This window comes from Nostoc sp. DedQUE08, from assembly GCF_034530895.1.
Classification (GTDB): Bacteria; Cyanobacteriota; Cyanobacteriia; order Cyanobacteriales; family Nostocaceae; genus Nostoc.
In genome coordinates, this window is sequence record NZ_JAVRCD010000058.1 from 38,643 (window position 1) to 53,250 (window position 14,608).

A 14,608-nucleotide genomic window follows, 5' to 3' on the forward strand; every position below is an offset into this window, starting at 1 on the left:
TGTCACGCTAGTAGGTTGGATTGAGGAAGGAAACCCAACATTTTCAGAGATTGGTTGGGTTGAACGAAGTAAAACTACAAATCTTCAAAACCTACGCAGTATTGCACTGCCATCTACATTTAATGCACTATTTTAGCCTTGACACGCTACTACAAAATAATTTTCTTTAGTCCATGTTTTTTAAAACTCAGTACTACTGAATAACCAATATTTCAGATGCCAGCAATAACTTATACACTAACAGCGGCAATATAATTGCCCTGTTTTTTTATGCTCAATCATGTAAATTTTTAGTATTCACCTCTTGACAGAAGCAATCGAGGATAGAATGGTTAGTGTCTGGCATAAAAGTTTAATTTTACCCGCTTGCTTTTGTGAGTAATCAAAAGTGACAGCTAGCAGTCTTAAATAACCGAGCTTCTTTAATGCCTAGCTTTTTCGATGCATAAGTCCTAAATTTACGTTTGGACTGCTACATCTATCTAATGAACCACACAAGCATTTGAAAGGGTAATAACTCAAGATATTTCTCGTTGGGTCAGATATTACGCGTACTTAATTGTAGAACGAGAACCACTGTAAATGCAACGCAGCTTCATCAAGTTGAATTCACTAACATTCTTACATGAACACAAAACATCAAGGTCAGAGCAAGAAAACTGCTCTTATTACTGGAGCAGCTGGTGGAATTGGCTACGAATTAGCATGTATTTTTGCTGCTCATGATTACAATTTGGTCTTAGTAGACAGAAATGGGCCAAAGCTAGTAGAAATTGCAGTTAAGTTCCAAGAAAAATTTGGGATTTTTGTCAAAACTATTGTTAAGGATTTATCTATATCAACTGCTCCTGAAGAAATTTTCACGGAGTTGCAACTTGCCAATATTAATGTTGATGTGCTGGTAAATAATGCCGGATTTGGTATCTATGGATTATTTCACGAAACAGACCTAGCTACTGAATTGGAAATGCTACAGGTAAATTTGGTGTGTCTCACCCATTTAACTAAGCTATTCGTGAAGCACATGGTCAAGCAAGGTGAAGGTAAGATATTAAACGTCGCTTCGGCTGCTGCTTTTCAACCTGGGCCTTTGATGGCAGTTTATTTTGCTACTAAAGCTTATATCTTATCTTTTTCAGAAGCGATCGCTAATGAATTAGAAGGTACAGGTGTCACTGTGACAGTTCTTTGCCCAGGCTCAACAGAATCTGGCTTTCATGAAAGAACGGGGATGGCAGACTCTAAATTGCTTAAGGGTAAGAAGATGATGGATGCACGAACAGTAGCAGAAATTGGTTTTCACGCTTTAATGAAGGGCAAAACCATTGTTATTCCTGGTTTTATGAATAAACTACTTGCAAAAAGCGTCAGATTTGTACCTAGAAAGGTGGTGACAAGAATTGTGAGAAATATGCAGGAAGATAAGTAAGTAGGTTGTCATTTGTCATTTGTCATTTGTCATTTTACAATGTCCGCAAAATGTCTCTTGTTTCACCCACGAGATGAGCTTAATCAACATCAATATTGCCAGCATTTTAAATTCCAGCCAAAATTCGCCACAGCAACAGCAGCAACATAATTGTTAGCAGGTACTAGTTCAAAAAGACTCCAATCTTCGGATATCTGTAACTTGGCTGGTTCTATGGGAGTGAGCGATACTTCAATTTGCTCTAGCTGAGATAGTCCGTCTCCAGTTGCTTTTAAATAAGCTTCTTTACAAGTCCAGTAACGGAAAAATACTTCTTGCTGTTGGTTGGGAGATAGCGATCGCAACATCTCATATTCTCTCGGTAAAAAGAACCGTTTGGCAAGACTTTCCAAATCAGACATCGGGCGAATATATTCTAGGTCTACACCAATTGGGCGAGTACAATTCACTGCACATAAACCCAACCCTTGGGAATGAGACAAGTTAAACGCTAGTCCACTATCGGCAAATTTATCTGCTAGTACTGGTTTGCCACGCTGTTGATAATTAAACTCCACTTGTAACGGTTGGATACCCAAGTAGCGCCCTAATATAGTTCGCAGGATACCACGACCTGCGATGAAACGCTGCCGATGTTCCTGAAAATAGAACCGTTCAGCACGAGATGTTTCGTCACTGGAAAGAGTCGCTGCTAAATTTTGCAGCTGTACTTCTGGTTGGTCAAGTTCTATGCGCCAGACATGAATCTCATCCGGTAGCAAAGTTAAATTCGTCGGTGCAGGTAGCCAAATATTATTAGAAGCGGTCATTGAGTCAAAAATTCAAGAGAGTTGTACTTTAATAGTTTGTTTAATTACGACGATATTATGGGTGAATCTGGTTTGACGCTTTAGCATTACTATATACAACTGCGCCTGTTTTTCCTAGAATATGCCATAGATATTGTTAGATATTAAGTCTAGCTGTAAACATAAATACAGATAGCCGCGATTGCTTTTGCCAGCTAAATATTATAATTTATTACTCTAGATGTACGCTTCTCAACTCCATATAAAATCCCCTGAGAGAGCATACTTTAAAACTCTTAACAGAGAATCGCAAATTTTATTTTGGCTACAACATTAGCTATTACAGCATTACTCAAAGGAACTACGACCAATGTCTGCAAGTGTTCTGAAGTAGATATATCTTCAGTAAGAAATAATTTTTCTCAGAAAGTGTTAAATCTGGAACAAAAAACCCTTGCCAAAGCTTGTTAAAAACCTATTACAACTACTTTTTTCTAGAACATAGTGAGGATGAATGATTCTTAATTTGGAGTACTTTGCCTTTTTTATACTGCTACTAGCAGCGCTGCTATTGGCAATTAGGCAAATGAGCGTTGCTTTGGATGAATTAGATATTGCGCGTTTTACTCTCTGGACGGGTATTGCTTCTGTTATTGCTGGTTTACCAATGATATTGTGGTAGCTTCTGGGTCAATGCCATCCTCTCTATTTTGGGCTTCCAAAATACGACTCCATCTGTCGAACATCTTAGCAACTAGAATCTGTTCGTTGTTGCTCTAACCATTGTAAAACCCGATTCCATGCCCACCAAAGATCGGGGTCTTGTACTTGACGCTGGCACTCTTTGCTACTGAGATAGCCAACATGACCGCCATACTGAGTAAGTAACAAATCTATTGCAAAATTGCGATCGCACGCTTCTTCTAATTCCGGTATGATAGCTGGGTCAAAAAGTGGATCGTCCGCAGCATATAGAATCAAAGTCGGTTTCGAGATTTGCGGCAATATTTGCAAAGCACTACTAGCTTGGTAATATGCTTCCACAGAAGGAAAACCAAGTCGCTTAATTACCAATTCATTATCAAAACCCCAAATGCTATTTGCTCGTTCAATCGCTTCTGGGTCAAGGCTTCCAGGATGAACATCATGAATCCGCCACGCCAATTTTTTTAAATTTTGGGCAATCCCTGCTTCTAAATATCTACCAAAGGGCTTTGTAACTAGATAAGATAGCGATCGCTGTGAATCTAAACTCGGACAAATCACCATACCACCGCCAATATCGCTATCTTCTAATCCTAAATCTTCATCCTCCTTAATCACCTCACCAGCCACCTTCACCGCCCATAACGCCAATTGCCCTCCTAAAGAATACCCTGTAAACCAAAATTTCCCCGGACATCCCATTGCCTTTGCAGCAGCAGCGATGCGAACAAAATCTTCCCCCTCATACAAACCATCAGAAGTTAGAGTCGGGGACAATTCGGCTGTTTTTCCGTGGGTCCGCCAATCAAATAACACTACAGCGTATCCTTGGGCATAAGCTTTACGCCCTAGCACCCTCAAAAACCATTCTGTCTCTAACTCTCCGGTAATGCCATAAGTACCGATAATCGTGCTATGAGCATTTTCCGGGATGGCAACCAAGCCAAAAATTGGCACACCTTGGCCACCAATAAAGATTTTTTCGTGATAAGACGGTTCTTGTAAGAAAACAGTACTTTCCCAGTTACGTTTTCCCCACAAAGCGGTGTATACAGTCATCATCACACCGTTTTGTAAAAACCAAGACGGATTGTAGGGGGGAGTATAACACATCATAGACTATAAGATTTCGTGTAATTGAGTCTTGATTTCACAGTCATTTAATCTTAATATTTATGTAAGATTTAAAAACTTTTTTAGAATCGATTCAAAAATCTTTGTATCTATCAAAGGTTGTTAATTATCCTTAATAAGTAGTAATAATTTTTTAAGAATGCCGAGGATTCTTGTCATAGACGATGACCCAGCGATTTCAGAACTAGTTGCCGTCAACTTGGAAATGGCTGGCTACGATGTTAGTCAAGCTGAAGACGGCATCAAAGGTCAAGCGCTGGCTCTCCAGCTACAACCAGACTTGATCATGCTCGATTTAATGTTGCCCAGGGTAGATGGGTTTACCGTTTGTCAACGCCTGCGCCGCGACGATCGCACCTCTGAGATTCCCGTGTTAATGCTGACAGCTTTGAGCCAAACTCAGGACAAGGTGGAAGGCTTCAATGCTGGCGCAGATGACTACCTCACCAAGCCTTTTGAAGTTGAAGAACTGCTGGCGCGGGTGCGGGCACTTTTGCGGCGGACTGACCGGATTCCTCAAGCCGCAAAGCATAGTGAAATTCTCAACTATGGCTCATTAACCCTCGTTCCCGAAAGATTTGAGGCAATATGGTTCAATGAGACGGTGAAATTGACTCACTTGGAATTTGAGCTACTTCACTGCTTACTGCAACGCCACGGTCAAACAGTTTCTCCTAGCGAAATCCTCAGAGAAGTTTGGGGCTACGATCCTGATGATGACATAGAAACGATTCGAGTGCATATTCGCCACTTGAGAACCAAGCTAGAACCAGACCCTCGCCACCCCCGCTATATTAAGACAGTGTATGGTGCTGGATACTGTCTGGAATTACCCGCTGTACCTCCATCCAATGAAGGAGCTTCAGTAACAGTCGTTGAATGAAACACACTAAATTCCCTTATCTAAGCTATCACTTAGGCAAGAACTCTCTGTAACTCTTATTCCTTACCGCTTAGTTAAGGTTATTGGTGGGATTTAGTAGTATGTAGAGATGTTGCAATACAACGTCTCTACAAGCATATCTGTAAGAAGTTAAGACAAAGTACCTTTTGTCAATAAGTTAAAATACTCAAAATAAGCTCTGTAAAATTAGCCGTCATTGAATTTCTTAAATTGTAGTGCGATCGCGCTGTTTCATTACAGCGCGGTCTTGTTTCTACTTATTCCCACACAATAAACCAAACCGAACTAACCCGCGTTCATAACCGCGACGCATCAACCCCAGCGATAACGCCCCTTGAATGGTAGTCCAACCGGCATTGAGTAAGCCCCAAAGTGCTTGGGGAGTGAACGCCGAATCTATGACTACATTCCAAAAGGGGGCGACGGCGGTTGACCAATCGGCGGTGCGAATATTGTTTAATGGAAGTTGACGTGCGATCGCTTCATACTCTGGTAAAGAAATTACATAAGGCAAACAATACACCCGATAAATATCCTGCAAATGCTTTTCCTCATCCGCCGTCAGTGGTAACTTATCAGTCGGTCGATGACACCAAGTCACCATAATTAACTTGCCGCCAGGTTTCAATACCCGATAACACTCCTGGAGAAACTTAGTTTTATCCGGCATGTGTTCGCCGCTTTCCAGCGACCAAACCAAATCAAAAGAATTATCAGCAAAGGGCATTTCTTGAGCATTGGCGACTTGAAACTGAGTTTTCAGACTCAAATTCGCTTCCATTGCGCGTTCCGTTGCTCTGGCAGCTTGCACAGGACTCAAAGTAATCCCTGTAGCCTTAGCATTAAACTTTTCTGCCAGGTATAAAGAACTGCCACCAATACCACAGCCGACATCGAGAATATTTTCTGCTGCTTGTACCCCCGCCCAAGTGAGCAATTCCTCGATTAAATCAATTTGAGCTTGACGACGGTCTTTTTTCTGGCTGCCATCGACACCATAGTAGCCGTGGTGCATGTGTTCGCCCCAAATCTGTTCCCACAGACCAGAGGAAGCATCGTAGAACTGCTGAATTTGCTGGTAAAGTGTTGCACTCATGAAAAAAGTAGTATTGAGACGAATTAGAATTCAAAAAAAACATACAGGTAGGCTACCATGTATGTTTTTAATTAAATAAGGGTATTTTTACTCCGGGGAAGGTAAACCGAGATTTATCCTCCTGGAAAAAATTTCTCAGTTTTACCTTAATAAACTTTTCTTTGTCAAATTTATACCAATTATTCCAAACAACATACATATACAAGAAATGAAAACCTAGATTTACTCTAACTTTCTTAATTACGAATTACGAACTTGTACTGAGCTTGTCCTGAGCGTAGTCGAAGGGCGTAGCCGAAGTATTACGAACTACGAATTAATTATGACCGTTTCTCGCACAGTTTGCCTGGGATTTTTGACTGTCATCGCTATAGGAACAATCTTGTTAATGATGCCTTTCTCAACTAGTGATGGTACATGGAACAACCCTATTGTGGCGCTGTTCACATCTACATCTGCGGTTTGTGTTACTGGCTTATCAGTGGTCGATCCTGGTACTTATTTTTCTTTTTGGGGTCAGCTGTTTATGACACTGTTGGTTCAGATTGGCGGTTTGGGCTATATGACAAGCACTACCTTTCTGATTCTGCTAATTGGACGCAAGTTTGACCTGCGACAAAAGGTAGCTATTCAACAAGCTTTAGACCGACCAGGAATGAGCGGGAGTGCCCAAGTCATCCGTTCAATTATTGCCACAACTTTAATTTTTGAAATTACAGGAATATTCTTACTTATACCAGCTTTCGTTCCAAAATATGGTTGGGATCGAGGACTTTGGTTGGCAATTTTTCATAGTATCAATGCTTGGAATAATGCTGGTTTTAGTTTGTTTAAAGATAACTTAATTGGCTATCAATCATCCTTTTTAGTAGTCTTTACCATTAGCATGTTGATTATCTTTGGGGGAATTGGCTATCAAGTAATTTTGGAAATGTATCTTTGGTTGCGCGATCGCATTCACAAAAAAACTCAAAACCAAGTCTTCACCCTAGATTTCAAAGTTGCAATCAGTACAACTCTGATATTATTATTAGTGGGGATAATAGCCTTTTTCTGTATAGAAATCAGAAACCCTGAAACATTTGGTTATCTAAATTTACGTGACCAGATATTAGTAGCTTGGTTTCAATCAGTTACTCCCAGAACTGCTGGTTTTAATACCATCGATATTGGCAAAATGACTACTGCTGGTCTATTTATTACAATTGCGCTGATGTTTATTGGTGCAAGTCCAGGTGGCACAGGAGGAGGCATGAAAACAACAACCTTGAGAGTTTTGACCAGTTGTACCAAAGCGATTCTTCAGGGTAAAGAAGAAGTTTTGTTGTACGATCGCAAGATAGCAATAACTTTAATTTTGAAAGCTGTAGGTGTGTTAGTAGGATCGGTAGCAACCGTAATTTTCGCCACGATTTTAATTAGCCTCACAGATCCAACATTAGATTTTATTCAAATTTTGTTTGAAGTAGTATCAGCCTTCGCTACTGTGGGACTTTCTACAGGCATTACAGCAAGTGTCTCTACAGGAGCAAAGCTCATCTTAATTGTCACTATGTACGTTGGAAGAGTCGGTGTTTTACTGCTGATGTCTGCCGTACTAGGAGATCCCCGCCCTACCAGAATTCACTATCCTGAAGAAAATTTACTCGTGGGATAGTTAGGGAGAGAGAGTAGGAGAAACAGGGGGAAAATAACAAATAACAAATGACAAATAACAAATGACTAAACTGATAAAATATACATTGTAAGGTAAAAATAAAATTTTTAATTCAAGCGGCATAACCGTTTTTTGCCCTAAATACAGGGAGCCATCATAAGGATAAAAAGGGTGAATCTGTCATCATTAAGTTTTTTTCGCAGTTTACGTAAAGACAACCACCAATTTGCTGTAATTGGGTTAGGTCGTTTTGGTCGCTCTGTCTGTTCCACACTGCACAATTTTGGTTATCAAGTGCTGGCAACAGATATTGATGAAAAACGAGTTTCAGAAGCATTAACTGAGGGAATAGTTGGTCATGCTTTGCAACTAGACTCTACAGAACCAGCTGCACTCAAAGAAGCTGGAATTTTTGAATTTGATACTGTAATTGTCGCAATTGGTAACTACGTTCAAGAAAGTATCATAACCACTCTCAATGTGAAAGAGGCTGGCGTACCTCATGTAGTTGCTAAAGCTTCTAGTGAAGTTCATCGTAAACTGTTGCGGCGAGTAGGCGCAGATCATGTTGTTTTTCCTGAGTATGAAGCGGGTTGTGCCCTAGCGCGTACTCTTACTAAACCAGCAATTCTAGATCGGTTTGACCTCGACCCCGATAACAGTATTGTAGAGTTGATTGTGCCTGATGAATTTCACGGCAAAACCATCACTGAACTGCAACTTCGTAACCGCTACGGTTTAAATTTGCTAGCAGTAAGCCAGGATGGGAAATTTCAAATTAATCCTGACGCTACCAAGCGTTTAGAGCGTGGTTCAGCAATGGTTGTTATTGGTTGCAATAAAGATATTAATCGTTTGCCGATTTAAAAAAGTTAGGAGTTAGGAATTAAAAGTTAGGAGTTATGCCGTGTGCAACTTTTACTCAAAATTAACTTCGAGTAGAGAATAGACTTATTGGATGAATCAAAAGCCCTCACCCTAAATCCCTCTCCCAAGTTTGGGAGAAGGGGTTGGGGGATGAGGGCAAATTGCCTTAACTCTGAGTTTTTTATTGTCCGGGACTTGTTGAAGTGGATTGTGGTTCGACTGAGACAGGTACATCGCCAGGGTTTGCGGGCGTTTCTGGTTGATTTGCCGTTTGTGGCTCAGATGTTTGTACTGTAGAATCTGAACTCTGAGAAGGAGTAGCTGTTTGACTGGCTTGAGGTTGCTGTTGCCCATTTTTCTGAGCAATTTGCTGCATTAGCTGCTCAATTTTTTGGGCTTGTTCAATGTTACCTTGCTCGCGATATTCATTGTGAGCGCGTTTCAAGACTCCACTGGCTTTTTTGAATTCGCCCTGATTATATAAAGTTACTCCCAAGTTATAGTAAGCTGAGGCACTTTTTGGATTTAGGCGAATCGCTTGCCGATAAACAGAAATAGCCTCAGAAGCTTGACCATGCATTGCTAGCAAATTTGCCATGTTGCTGTAGGCTACGGCATTTTTAGGATCTAGCTTCAAAGCTTGGCGATAATTGGCGATCGCAGGCTCGATTTGACCTTGTTGTTGCAAGGCGATCGCTAAGTTAAGATAAGCATTGGCATTGCTGCTATCTAGATTAATTGCTTTTTGGTATGCAGCGATCGCTTCCTCTGACTTTCCTTGTTCGTACAGCAACAAACCCAGATTATACAGCCCTGCCACCCTTGTGGAATCGATCGCCAAGCTCTGGCGATAAGCGGTAATTGCTGCATCTTTTTCTCCTTGTCGGTGCAACACTAACCCTAAGTTGTAATAAGCTTCGCTAGAATTGGGATTAACTTTTATCGCCTCTGTAAATTCATGTAAAGCTTCATCCAGGCGATTTTGCTCTATCAATATATTACCCAGATAATTCCGTGCTGCCCCAAGGTTAGGATCTCGCTGTAATGCTTGACGAAAGGCATATTCTGCACCTTGTAAGTCTTGGCGGTTATAGCGCGTAACTCCTTGCTGGAAAAAGCTAGCTGCTTCGAGATCCTGAGAAATTGCAGTTTCTGCCAGCAGCTTGCTAACTGGGAAATTAGTAATTGTCGGTGCAGCCAAGAGCAAAAATGCAGAACAGCCACCGAGTGTTACCTGACAAAATAAATTTAACCAATGAGAAAATAGGTATTTTTCAGACATTAATAGCAGACCTGTACTTATTTTTAACCCCTTATAAGTCAGAGTACCCACCACGAAAGAAAAAATTCCCAATTTCCAACTTTTAACTTCTAACTCTTGTACAGACGCGATTAATCGCGTCTCTTTCTTGTACAGACGCGATTAATCGCGTCTCTTCCCACTCCCCGCTCCCACAGCTGACGGCAAAATTAGCATGGCATCACCGAATGAATAAAAGCGATATCCAAAAGCGATCGCTTCGTTGTATATATTCAATAATCGTTGTCTGCCAATTAGGGCACTTACCAACATCAACAAACTAGAACGCGGTAAGTGAAAATTCGTAATCAAACCGTCTACCACCCGCCATTGGTAGCCGGGATAAATAAACAAGTCTGTTTTTCCGCAAAATGGTTGTAAATTACCAGATTGAGCCGCCCCTTCTAAAGCCCGTACTGCCGTTGTTCCCACAGCAATAATTCGACCGCCAGCAGCTTTAGTGGCGCGGATTTGCTCTACTGTAGCCGCAGGAACTTCAATCCATTCTTCATGCATCTGATGGGTAGTTACGTCCTCTACTTCCACAGGGCGAAATGTGCCGACACCAACGTGTAGCGTCACAAAAGCTCGATCGATTTGGCGATCGCCCAACTTTTGTAATAATTCTGGGGTAAAGTGTAATCCTGCCGTCGGAGCTGCGATCGCTCCTGGTTGTTTAGCATAAACTGTCTGATACTGCTCATCAGCTGCTTCTGAGGTAGTGATATATGGTGGTAACGGTACTTCACCAAATACCTCTAACAGTTCCACCAAAGTCTTACCCTCTGGTACATCAAATTGCAACAAACGCCCCCCAGTAGCTGCATCTGTTTCTAGAACCGTAGCCGTGAGTTGGTGACACTTCGACAAGCTCAGTGCATCGCTGGGTACTAAAGAAGAATCTTTACAATCCTTAATTCCTAATTGCCTTCCTGTAAAAACAATCTTCGCTCCCCGTTTGAAGCTTTTTCCTGGCTTAACTAAAGCTAACCAACAGTTATGCTGCCGTTCTTCCAACAGCAACACCTGGATTTTCGCACCAGTGGATTTATGACCATAAAGCCGCGCTGGAATGACTCTTGTATTGTTCATAACCAACAAATCACCAGAGCGCAGCAGTGCAGGCAAATCATGGAAAATATGGTGTAGAGGTGCTGTTTCGATGCCTGTAGTCGGAGAATCAACTACCAGTAACCGCGAACTATCTCTAGGAACTGCTGGGTTTTGGGCAATGAGTTCTGGAGGTAGTTCGTAGTCATAGCCAGCTACCGAGCAATCTAATTCAAAATTTTTTTCTTGTGGGCTAGATGTATCTTTCAAATTGACTTGTACTAGTTTTTGGTTTATTTAGTATTTATACTCTCTTAAAAAGGCTGAGTTAAGTTTTACCTTATATTGGAACTTTAAGGCATCTTCGCTCAGTTTTGCCGCTAGGCTATAAGATTGTTACTATTAAGTAACACGGAAAAATTAATATAAAAATTGGGTAAACCTCCCCATCTAAAAACGGGGGCTTTTACCCTACCGGGAACAGGCACTGATTGACGAATATAGATATGTAGGATTGGCTTTGATCCCAAGCACCAACAAACATGGAATACTTGTACTATCTGGCAAATGCCAGTCTAACCCTGAGGGTCGTTCAACACCTCCACGCTAGACCCCAGACACCAGTTTCGTTCGTCACCGTAATTCATCAAATTGATGGCTGGGTGGTTAGGATCAAACTCAAAGGTCAAGTCTCGCCCCAAGAAGATGGCGACTTTCGGGCTTTTCTAAATGAATTAGGAATTAGCTATGAGCCGCCAATGAGGGTGCAAATGGCACTTTGGAGTTTGGAAGCTGGACAGTGCCCTGTGGATGTGATGCGTCGTTATCAGGTAGCGATCGTTTCTCACGGTAGCCCAGAAAGAGACGAAATTGAAGCGTTCCGGCAGCAGTTTGTCCGGGGCTTAGGTTACTGTCCAGAAACTTTAGCGTAAGCCTATTTGGTTCTAACGCTACTACAAAATTATTGGTCATTGGTAATTAAGATATTTTATCGATTACCAATTAACCATTATCAATTGAAAAGTCAAAAGCTGCCAGAATGTATTCTTGCAGCTTAAACTTATATCCGGGTACTGATGAAGTAGCTAAAGCTTCCTGATTTGCTGTAACCCCAGTCAGATTTTTTGATATCCTTTGACAGTAGACAATAGCAACATCAAATCGACAAGAATAATCTGCCTTCTCAGGATACTGGGCTAAGAATATTTCAGCTGTACGACAGATTTTTGCTTGCTTTTGTGGAGTGATTGCGCTTCTTCCCCCGGCATCCCAACTACCTGAACTACGGGTTTTGACTTCAACAAATGCCAATATTGAGTGCTGAGTGCTGAGTTCTCCTACTGCTCCTCTGCTCCCCTGCTTCCCTGCTGCCTCTGCTTTTCTATCATATTCAGCGATGATATCAATTTCTCCCCAGCGACAAGAAAAGCGACGATGAAGAATTATCCAACCTGTAGCTTGCAACCATTGGGCTACTAGGTCTTCTCCTAATGAACCAATATCTGGATAATGAGATGGAGGAAGGTTAGCCATTGACTAAAAATATGATGAATTCTGTGAATTCTAGGTTAAGCGATGCCTGCGGCGGTCTACGCCTACGCACAACGGGTTCTACACTCGACTTATCCCGAACAAAGTTGAGGTTGAAGTATAAAACAGACCATCACATTTGGGCAAGCATACTCAGCTTATTTCTGTGGGGAATAATTGCCATCAGCGCAACGGTCGGTTTTGCTCCAACAGCTTTGGCACTCGAATATAACAAAGAAATTTTGGTCGAGGCTGATTTTTCAGGACGTGATTTAACAGACTCTAGCTTTACTAAAGCTAATCTTCGCCAGAGCAACTTCAGTCACGCTAATTTGAACGGCGTCAGTTTTTTTGCAGCAAATTTGGAGTCTGCAAATTTGGAGGGTTCTGATTTGAGAAATGCGACTTTAGACTCGGCTCGTTTAGTCAGAGCAAATTTGACAAATGCACTGTTGGAGGGTGCTTTTGCTGCTAACGCCAGATTTGATGGTGCAGTCATTGACGGGGCAGATTTTACCGATACGCTGCTGCGTCCCGATGAGCAAAAAAAATTGTGCAAACTTGCCAAGGGAACTAATCCGATTACAGGACGAGATACGCGTGACACGTTGTTTTGTCCTTAGTATTTTCTACCTGGGAATTGGGAATTGGGCATTGGGCATTGCTTATTCCCCATTCCCCACTTATAAAATATTGAGCAACTACCAACCACTTGCACCAATCTTTTGACATACAATTTTCATACCTTTGCCTGGTGAAGAACTTGCTACAAAAGGGATTTCTCCTTTTTCTTTATCCTCTTCAAGTAGCTGTCCTTCTGGCCCGTAAATCGCAATGCGATTGCGAAACAGCCGCGATTCTTTGCACGATGCATCAAAGGTAGTCTCGAAGATGCCATCTCCATAGATCCCGTAAAGCTTGTATATCGTGCCCTTAATCGTTTCTGTGTCCAGAGCTACGCTGTTTCCCAATTTATCATGCCCTACAGTGATATATCTTTCTGCATCTTGAGCGATGGCTACGCCAACACCTCCGGTGAACGCACTGCCATTACTCAATAAAATAGCGATCGCTCCTACTATGCCGCCTAACTTAAAATACATACAGTTTCAAAATATCAGATTTCATATCTTTTTACTCGCGATCAAAGTTGTTCTGGCAGGGTAAAAGCACTGAAATCAAGACAGAACAAGCTTTTATACTAGTTAGTAACACCTTATGGGAAGCGTCAAGCACTAAATAAATAGCTGCAATACTTTTCAAAGTATGAGTGAAACACTTGGTGATATTGCCATACCGCCTCAGTTTCCCGATCGCACTCAACTACCAGAGTCTGATGGTACGTTTGTGTTCGCAAAGCTGGCAAGCCGAAAAACTTAGTAATCACAGGCAAAAGCTTACTACAGGCTTCAACTAGTTTCACCGTAGTAGGCAAATCAGCGATGTCTACGACGGGCTACGCCTACGCACCTGATAACAAGTCAAGATTGTATCTGATTTTGTAAGTTACTTGCAAAATTTTCAAAGTTCTGAATTAAAATTGTTTACATACGTGCGATAGCTAAAAAAGCGAATTATGAATACTTTTATTGTCAAAGTAAGCGCTTTTTGGGATTCTGAGGTTGATGTGTGGGTAGCTAGCAGTGATAATCTACCTGGGTTGGTTACAGAAGCTTCTACTATTGAGATGTTAACAGCAAAACTCAAAGCTATGATTCCAGAACTTATTGAATTAAATAGAGTTGAATCTGACAACAAAGATTACATTGATTTATACTTAACAACGCATCGTCATGAATCAATCAAAATGGCTGGCTAATGAGTGTTTCCTTTACTCCTGAAGTTAAAAAACTTTTAACAGAAGCTGGATGTTATTTTAAAAGCAAGGGAAAGGAGATCATGAAATTTGGTATAGCCCAATTACTGATAATAACTTTGTAGTTGATAGTAAAATAAAATCACGTCATACTGCAAATGGAGTATTGAAACAAGCTGGTTTAGATAAGCATTTTTGAGTTTATTAAGAGAGCGATCGGAAATATTGCTGCTCCCACCCAAACATAAGCTGTACTATGGTAGTCCCACATGGGTTTAGAGCTGATTCGTAAAGTAAATATTAAGCAGCTAATCGCCTAACCATGAGACGAA

General features: G+C 41.3%; 16 protein-coding genes. 9 read left to right on the top strand and 7 right to left on the bottom strand.

All coding sequences use genetic code 11. The features are described from left to right. The first annotated feature begins 625 nt into the window (after positions 1 to 625). Positions 626 to 1,429, top strand: coding sequence for an SDR family oxidoreductase (locus RMY64_RS29070; protein WP_322701816.1), 804 nt, complete (start codon positions 626 to 628; stop codon positions 1,427 to 1,429). 89 nt (positions 1,430 to 1,518) lie between these two features. Here the strand turns inward: RMY64_RS29070 and hetI are convergent, their stop codons facing one another. Next, on the bottom strand, positions 1,519 to 2,238 hold the full coding sequence (hetI, locus tag RMY64_RS29075; protein WP_322701817.1) for a 4'-phosphopantetheinyl transferase HetI: 720 nt from the start codon (positions 2,236 to 2,238) through the stop codon (positions 1,519 to 1,521). Positions 2,239 to 2,538: 300 nt separating this feature from the next. Between hetI and RMY64_RS29080 the strand changes: the two genes are divergently transcribed. Then, positions 2,539 to 2,688, top strand: coding sequence for a hypothetical protein (locus RMY64_RS29080; protein WP_322690782.1), 150 nt, complete (start codon positions 2,539 to 2,541; stop codon positions 2,686 to 2,688). 43 nt (positions 2,689 to 2,731) lie between these two features. Next, positions 2,732 to 2,899, top strand: a complete 168-nt coding sequence (locus RMY64_RS29085; RefSeq protein WP_190893192.1) for a hypothetical protein — start codon at positions 2,732 to 2,734, stop codon at positions 2,897 to 2,899. 65 nt (positions 2,900 to 2,964) lie between these two features. Here RMY64_RS29085 and RMY64_RS29090 read toward each other — a convergent pair whose 3' ends face one another. Then, on the bottom strand, positions 2,965 to 4,038 hold the full coding sequence (locus RMY64_RS29090; protein ID WP_322701818.1) for a YheT family hydrolase: 1,074 nt from the start codon (positions 4,036 to 4,038) through the stop codon (positions 2,965 to 2,967). A gap of 157 nt (positions 4,039 to 4,195) precedes the next feature. Between RMY64_RS29090 and RMY64_RS29095 the strand changes: the two genes are divergently transcribed. After that, on the top strand, positions 4,196 to 4,939 hold the full coding sequence (locus RMY64_RS29095; RefSeq protein WP_322693880.1) for a response regulator transcription factor: 744 nt from the start codon (positions 4,196 to 4,198) through the stop codon (positions 4,937 to 4,939). 274 nt (positions 4,940 to 5,213) lie between these two features. Here RMY64_RS29095 and RMY64_RS29100 read toward each other — a convergent pair whose 3' ends face one another. Continuing rightward, the gene (locus RMY64_RS29100) at positions 5,214 to 6,056 is read right to left on the bottom strand and encodes a methyltransferase domain-containing protein (RefSeq protein WP_322690785.1); all 843 of its coding nucleotides are present in this window, start codon (positions 6,054 to 6,056) and stop codon (positions 5,214 to 5,216) included. Positions 6,057 to 6,378: 322 nt separating this feature from the next. On the opposite strand from RMY64_RS29100, the gene RMY64_RS29105 reads away from it, so the two are divergent. Then, positions 6,379 to 7,713, top strand: coding sequence for a TrkH family potassium uptake protein (locus tag RMY64_RS29105; protein ID WP_322701819.1), 1,335 nt, complete (start codon positions 6,379 to 6,381; stop codon positions 7,711 to 7,713). 171 nt (positions 7,714 to 7,884) lie between these two features. Next, positions 7,885 to 8,580 (top strand): potassium channel family protein, encoded by a 696-nt coding sequence (locus tag RMY64_RS29110; RefSeq protein ID WP_289797626.1) that lies wholly within the window; start codon positions 7,885 to 7,887, stop codon positions 8,578 to 8,580. A gap of 181 nt (positions 8,581 to 8,761) precedes the next feature. Here RMY64_RS29110 and RMY64_RS29115 read toward each other — a convergent pair whose 3' ends face one another. Together RMY64_RS29115 and queA are read right to left on the bottom strand one after the other, a co-directional pair. Then, positions 8,762 to 9,862: a tetratricopeptide repeat protein gene (locus RMY64_RS29115; RefSeq protein ID WP_322670414.1), complete on the bottom strand. Its 1,101-nt coding sequence runs from the start codon at positions 9,860 to 9,862 to the stop codon at positions 8,762 to 8,764. Positions 9,863 to 10,003: 141 nt separating this feature from the next. Beyond that, positions 10,004 to 11,200, bottom strand: coding sequence for a tRNA preQ1(34) S-adenosylmethionine ribosyltransferase-isomerase QueA (gene queA / locus RMY64_RS29120; protein WP_416211790.1), 1,197 nt, complete (start codon positions 11,198 to 11,200; stop codon positions 10,004 to 10,006). Positions 11,201 to 11,472: 272 nt separating this feature from the next. Between queA and RMY64_RS29125 the strand changes: the two genes are divergently transcribed. Beyond that, the gene (locus RMY64_RS29125; RefSeq protein WP_012412259.1) at positions 11,473 to 11,862 is read left to right on the top strand and encodes a hypothetical protein; all 390 of its coding nucleotides are present in this window, start codon (positions 11,473 to 11,475) and stop codon (positions 11,860 to 11,862) included. Positions 11,863 to 11,932: 70 nt separating this feature from the next. Here RMY64_RS29125 and RMY64_RS29130 read toward each other — a convergent pair whose 3' ends face one another. Then, entirely contained in the window at positions 11,933 to 12,463 is a 531-nt protein-coding gene (locus RMY64_RS29130) for a YraN family protein (RefSeq protein ID WP_322670415.1), read from the bottom strand. 14 nt (positions 12,464 to 12,477) lie between these two features. On the opposite strand from RMY64_RS29130, the gene RMY64_RS29135 reads away from it, so the two are divergent. Beyond that, on the top strand, positions 12,478 to 13,083 hold the full coding sequence (locus RMY64_RS29135; protein ID WP_409882441.1) for a pentapeptide repeat-containing protein: 606 nt from the start codon (positions 12,478 to 12,480) through the stop codon (positions 13,081 to 13,083). Positions 13,084 to 13,161: 78 nt separating this feature from the next. On the opposite strand, the gene RMY64_RS29140 is transcribed toward RMY64_RS29135, so the two are convergent. Further along, positions 13,162 to 13,563, bottom strand: coding sequence for a hypothetical protein (locus tag RMY64_RS29140; protein ID WP_322701820.1), 402 nt, complete (start codon positions 13,561 to 13,563; stop codon positions 13,162 to 13,164). Positions 13,564 to 14,036: 473 nt separating this feature from the next. On the opposite strand from RMY64_RS29140, the gene RMY64_RS29145 reads away from it, so the two are divergent. Further along, on the top strand, positions 14,037 to 14,279 hold the full coding sequence (locus RMY64_RS29145) for a DUF1902 domain-containing protein (protein WP_322701821.1): 243 nt from the start codon (positions 14,037 to 14,039) through the stop codon (positions 14,277 to 14,279). Positions 14,280 to 14,608: the final 329 nt, after the last annotated feature.

Excerpts from the sequence above, each read along its gene's own strand:
- RMY64_RS29140 (WP_322701820.1), bottom strand. The coding sequence starts at position 13,563 with ATGTATTTTAAGTTAGGCGGCATAGTAGGAGCGATCGCTATTTTATTG.
- RMY64_RS29100 (WP_322690785.1), bottom strand. The coding sequence starts at position 6,056 with ATGAGTGCAACACTTTACCAGCAAATTCAGCAGTTCTACGATGCTTCC.
- RMY64_RS29130 (WP_322670415.1), bottom strand. The coding sequence starts at position 12,463 with ATGGCTAACCTTCCTCCATCTCATTATCCAGATATTGGTTCATTAGGA.
- RMY64_RS29105 (WP_322701819.1), top strand. The coding sequence starts at position 6,379 with ATGACCGTTTCTCGCACAGTTTGCCTGGGATTTTTGACTGTCATCGCT.
- RMY64_RS29085 (WP_190893192.1), top strand. The coding sequence starts at position 2,732 with ATGATTCTTAATTTGGAGTACTTTGCCTTTTTTATACTGCTACTAGCA.
- RMY64_RS29145 (WP_322701821.1), top strand. The coding sequence starts at position 14,037 with ATGAATACTTTTATTGTCAAAGTAAGCGCTTTTTGGGATTCTGAGGTT.
- hetI (WP_322701817.1), bottom strand. The coding sequence starts at position 2,238 with ATGACCGCTTCTAATAATATTTGGCTACCTGCACCGACGAATTTAACT.
- RMY64_RS29090 (WP_322701818.1), bottom strand. The coding sequence starts at position 4,038 with ATGATGTGTTATACTCCCCCCTACAATCCGTCTTGGTTTTTACAAAAC.
- RMY64_RS29125 (WP_012412259.1), top strand. The coding sequence starts at position 11,473 with ATGGAATACTTGTACTATCTGGCAAATGCCAGTCTAACCCTGAGGGTC.
- RMY64_RS29095 (WP_322693880.1), top strand. The coding sequence starts at position 4,196 with ATGCCGAGGATTCTTGTCATAGACGATGACCCAGCGATTTCAGAACTA.
- RMY64_RS29070 (WP_322701816.1), top strand. The coding sequence starts at position 626 with ATGAACACAAAACATCAAGGTCAGAGCAAGAAAACTGCTCTTATTACT.
- RMY64_RS29115 (WP_322670414.1), bottom strand. The coding sequence starts at position 9,862 with ATGTCTGAAAAATACCTATTTTCTCATTGGTTAAATTTATTTTGTCAG.
- RMY64_RS29135 (WP_409882441.1), top strand. The coding sequence starts at position 12,478 with ATGAATTCTGTGAATTCTAGGTTAAGCGATGCCTGCGGCGGTCTACGC.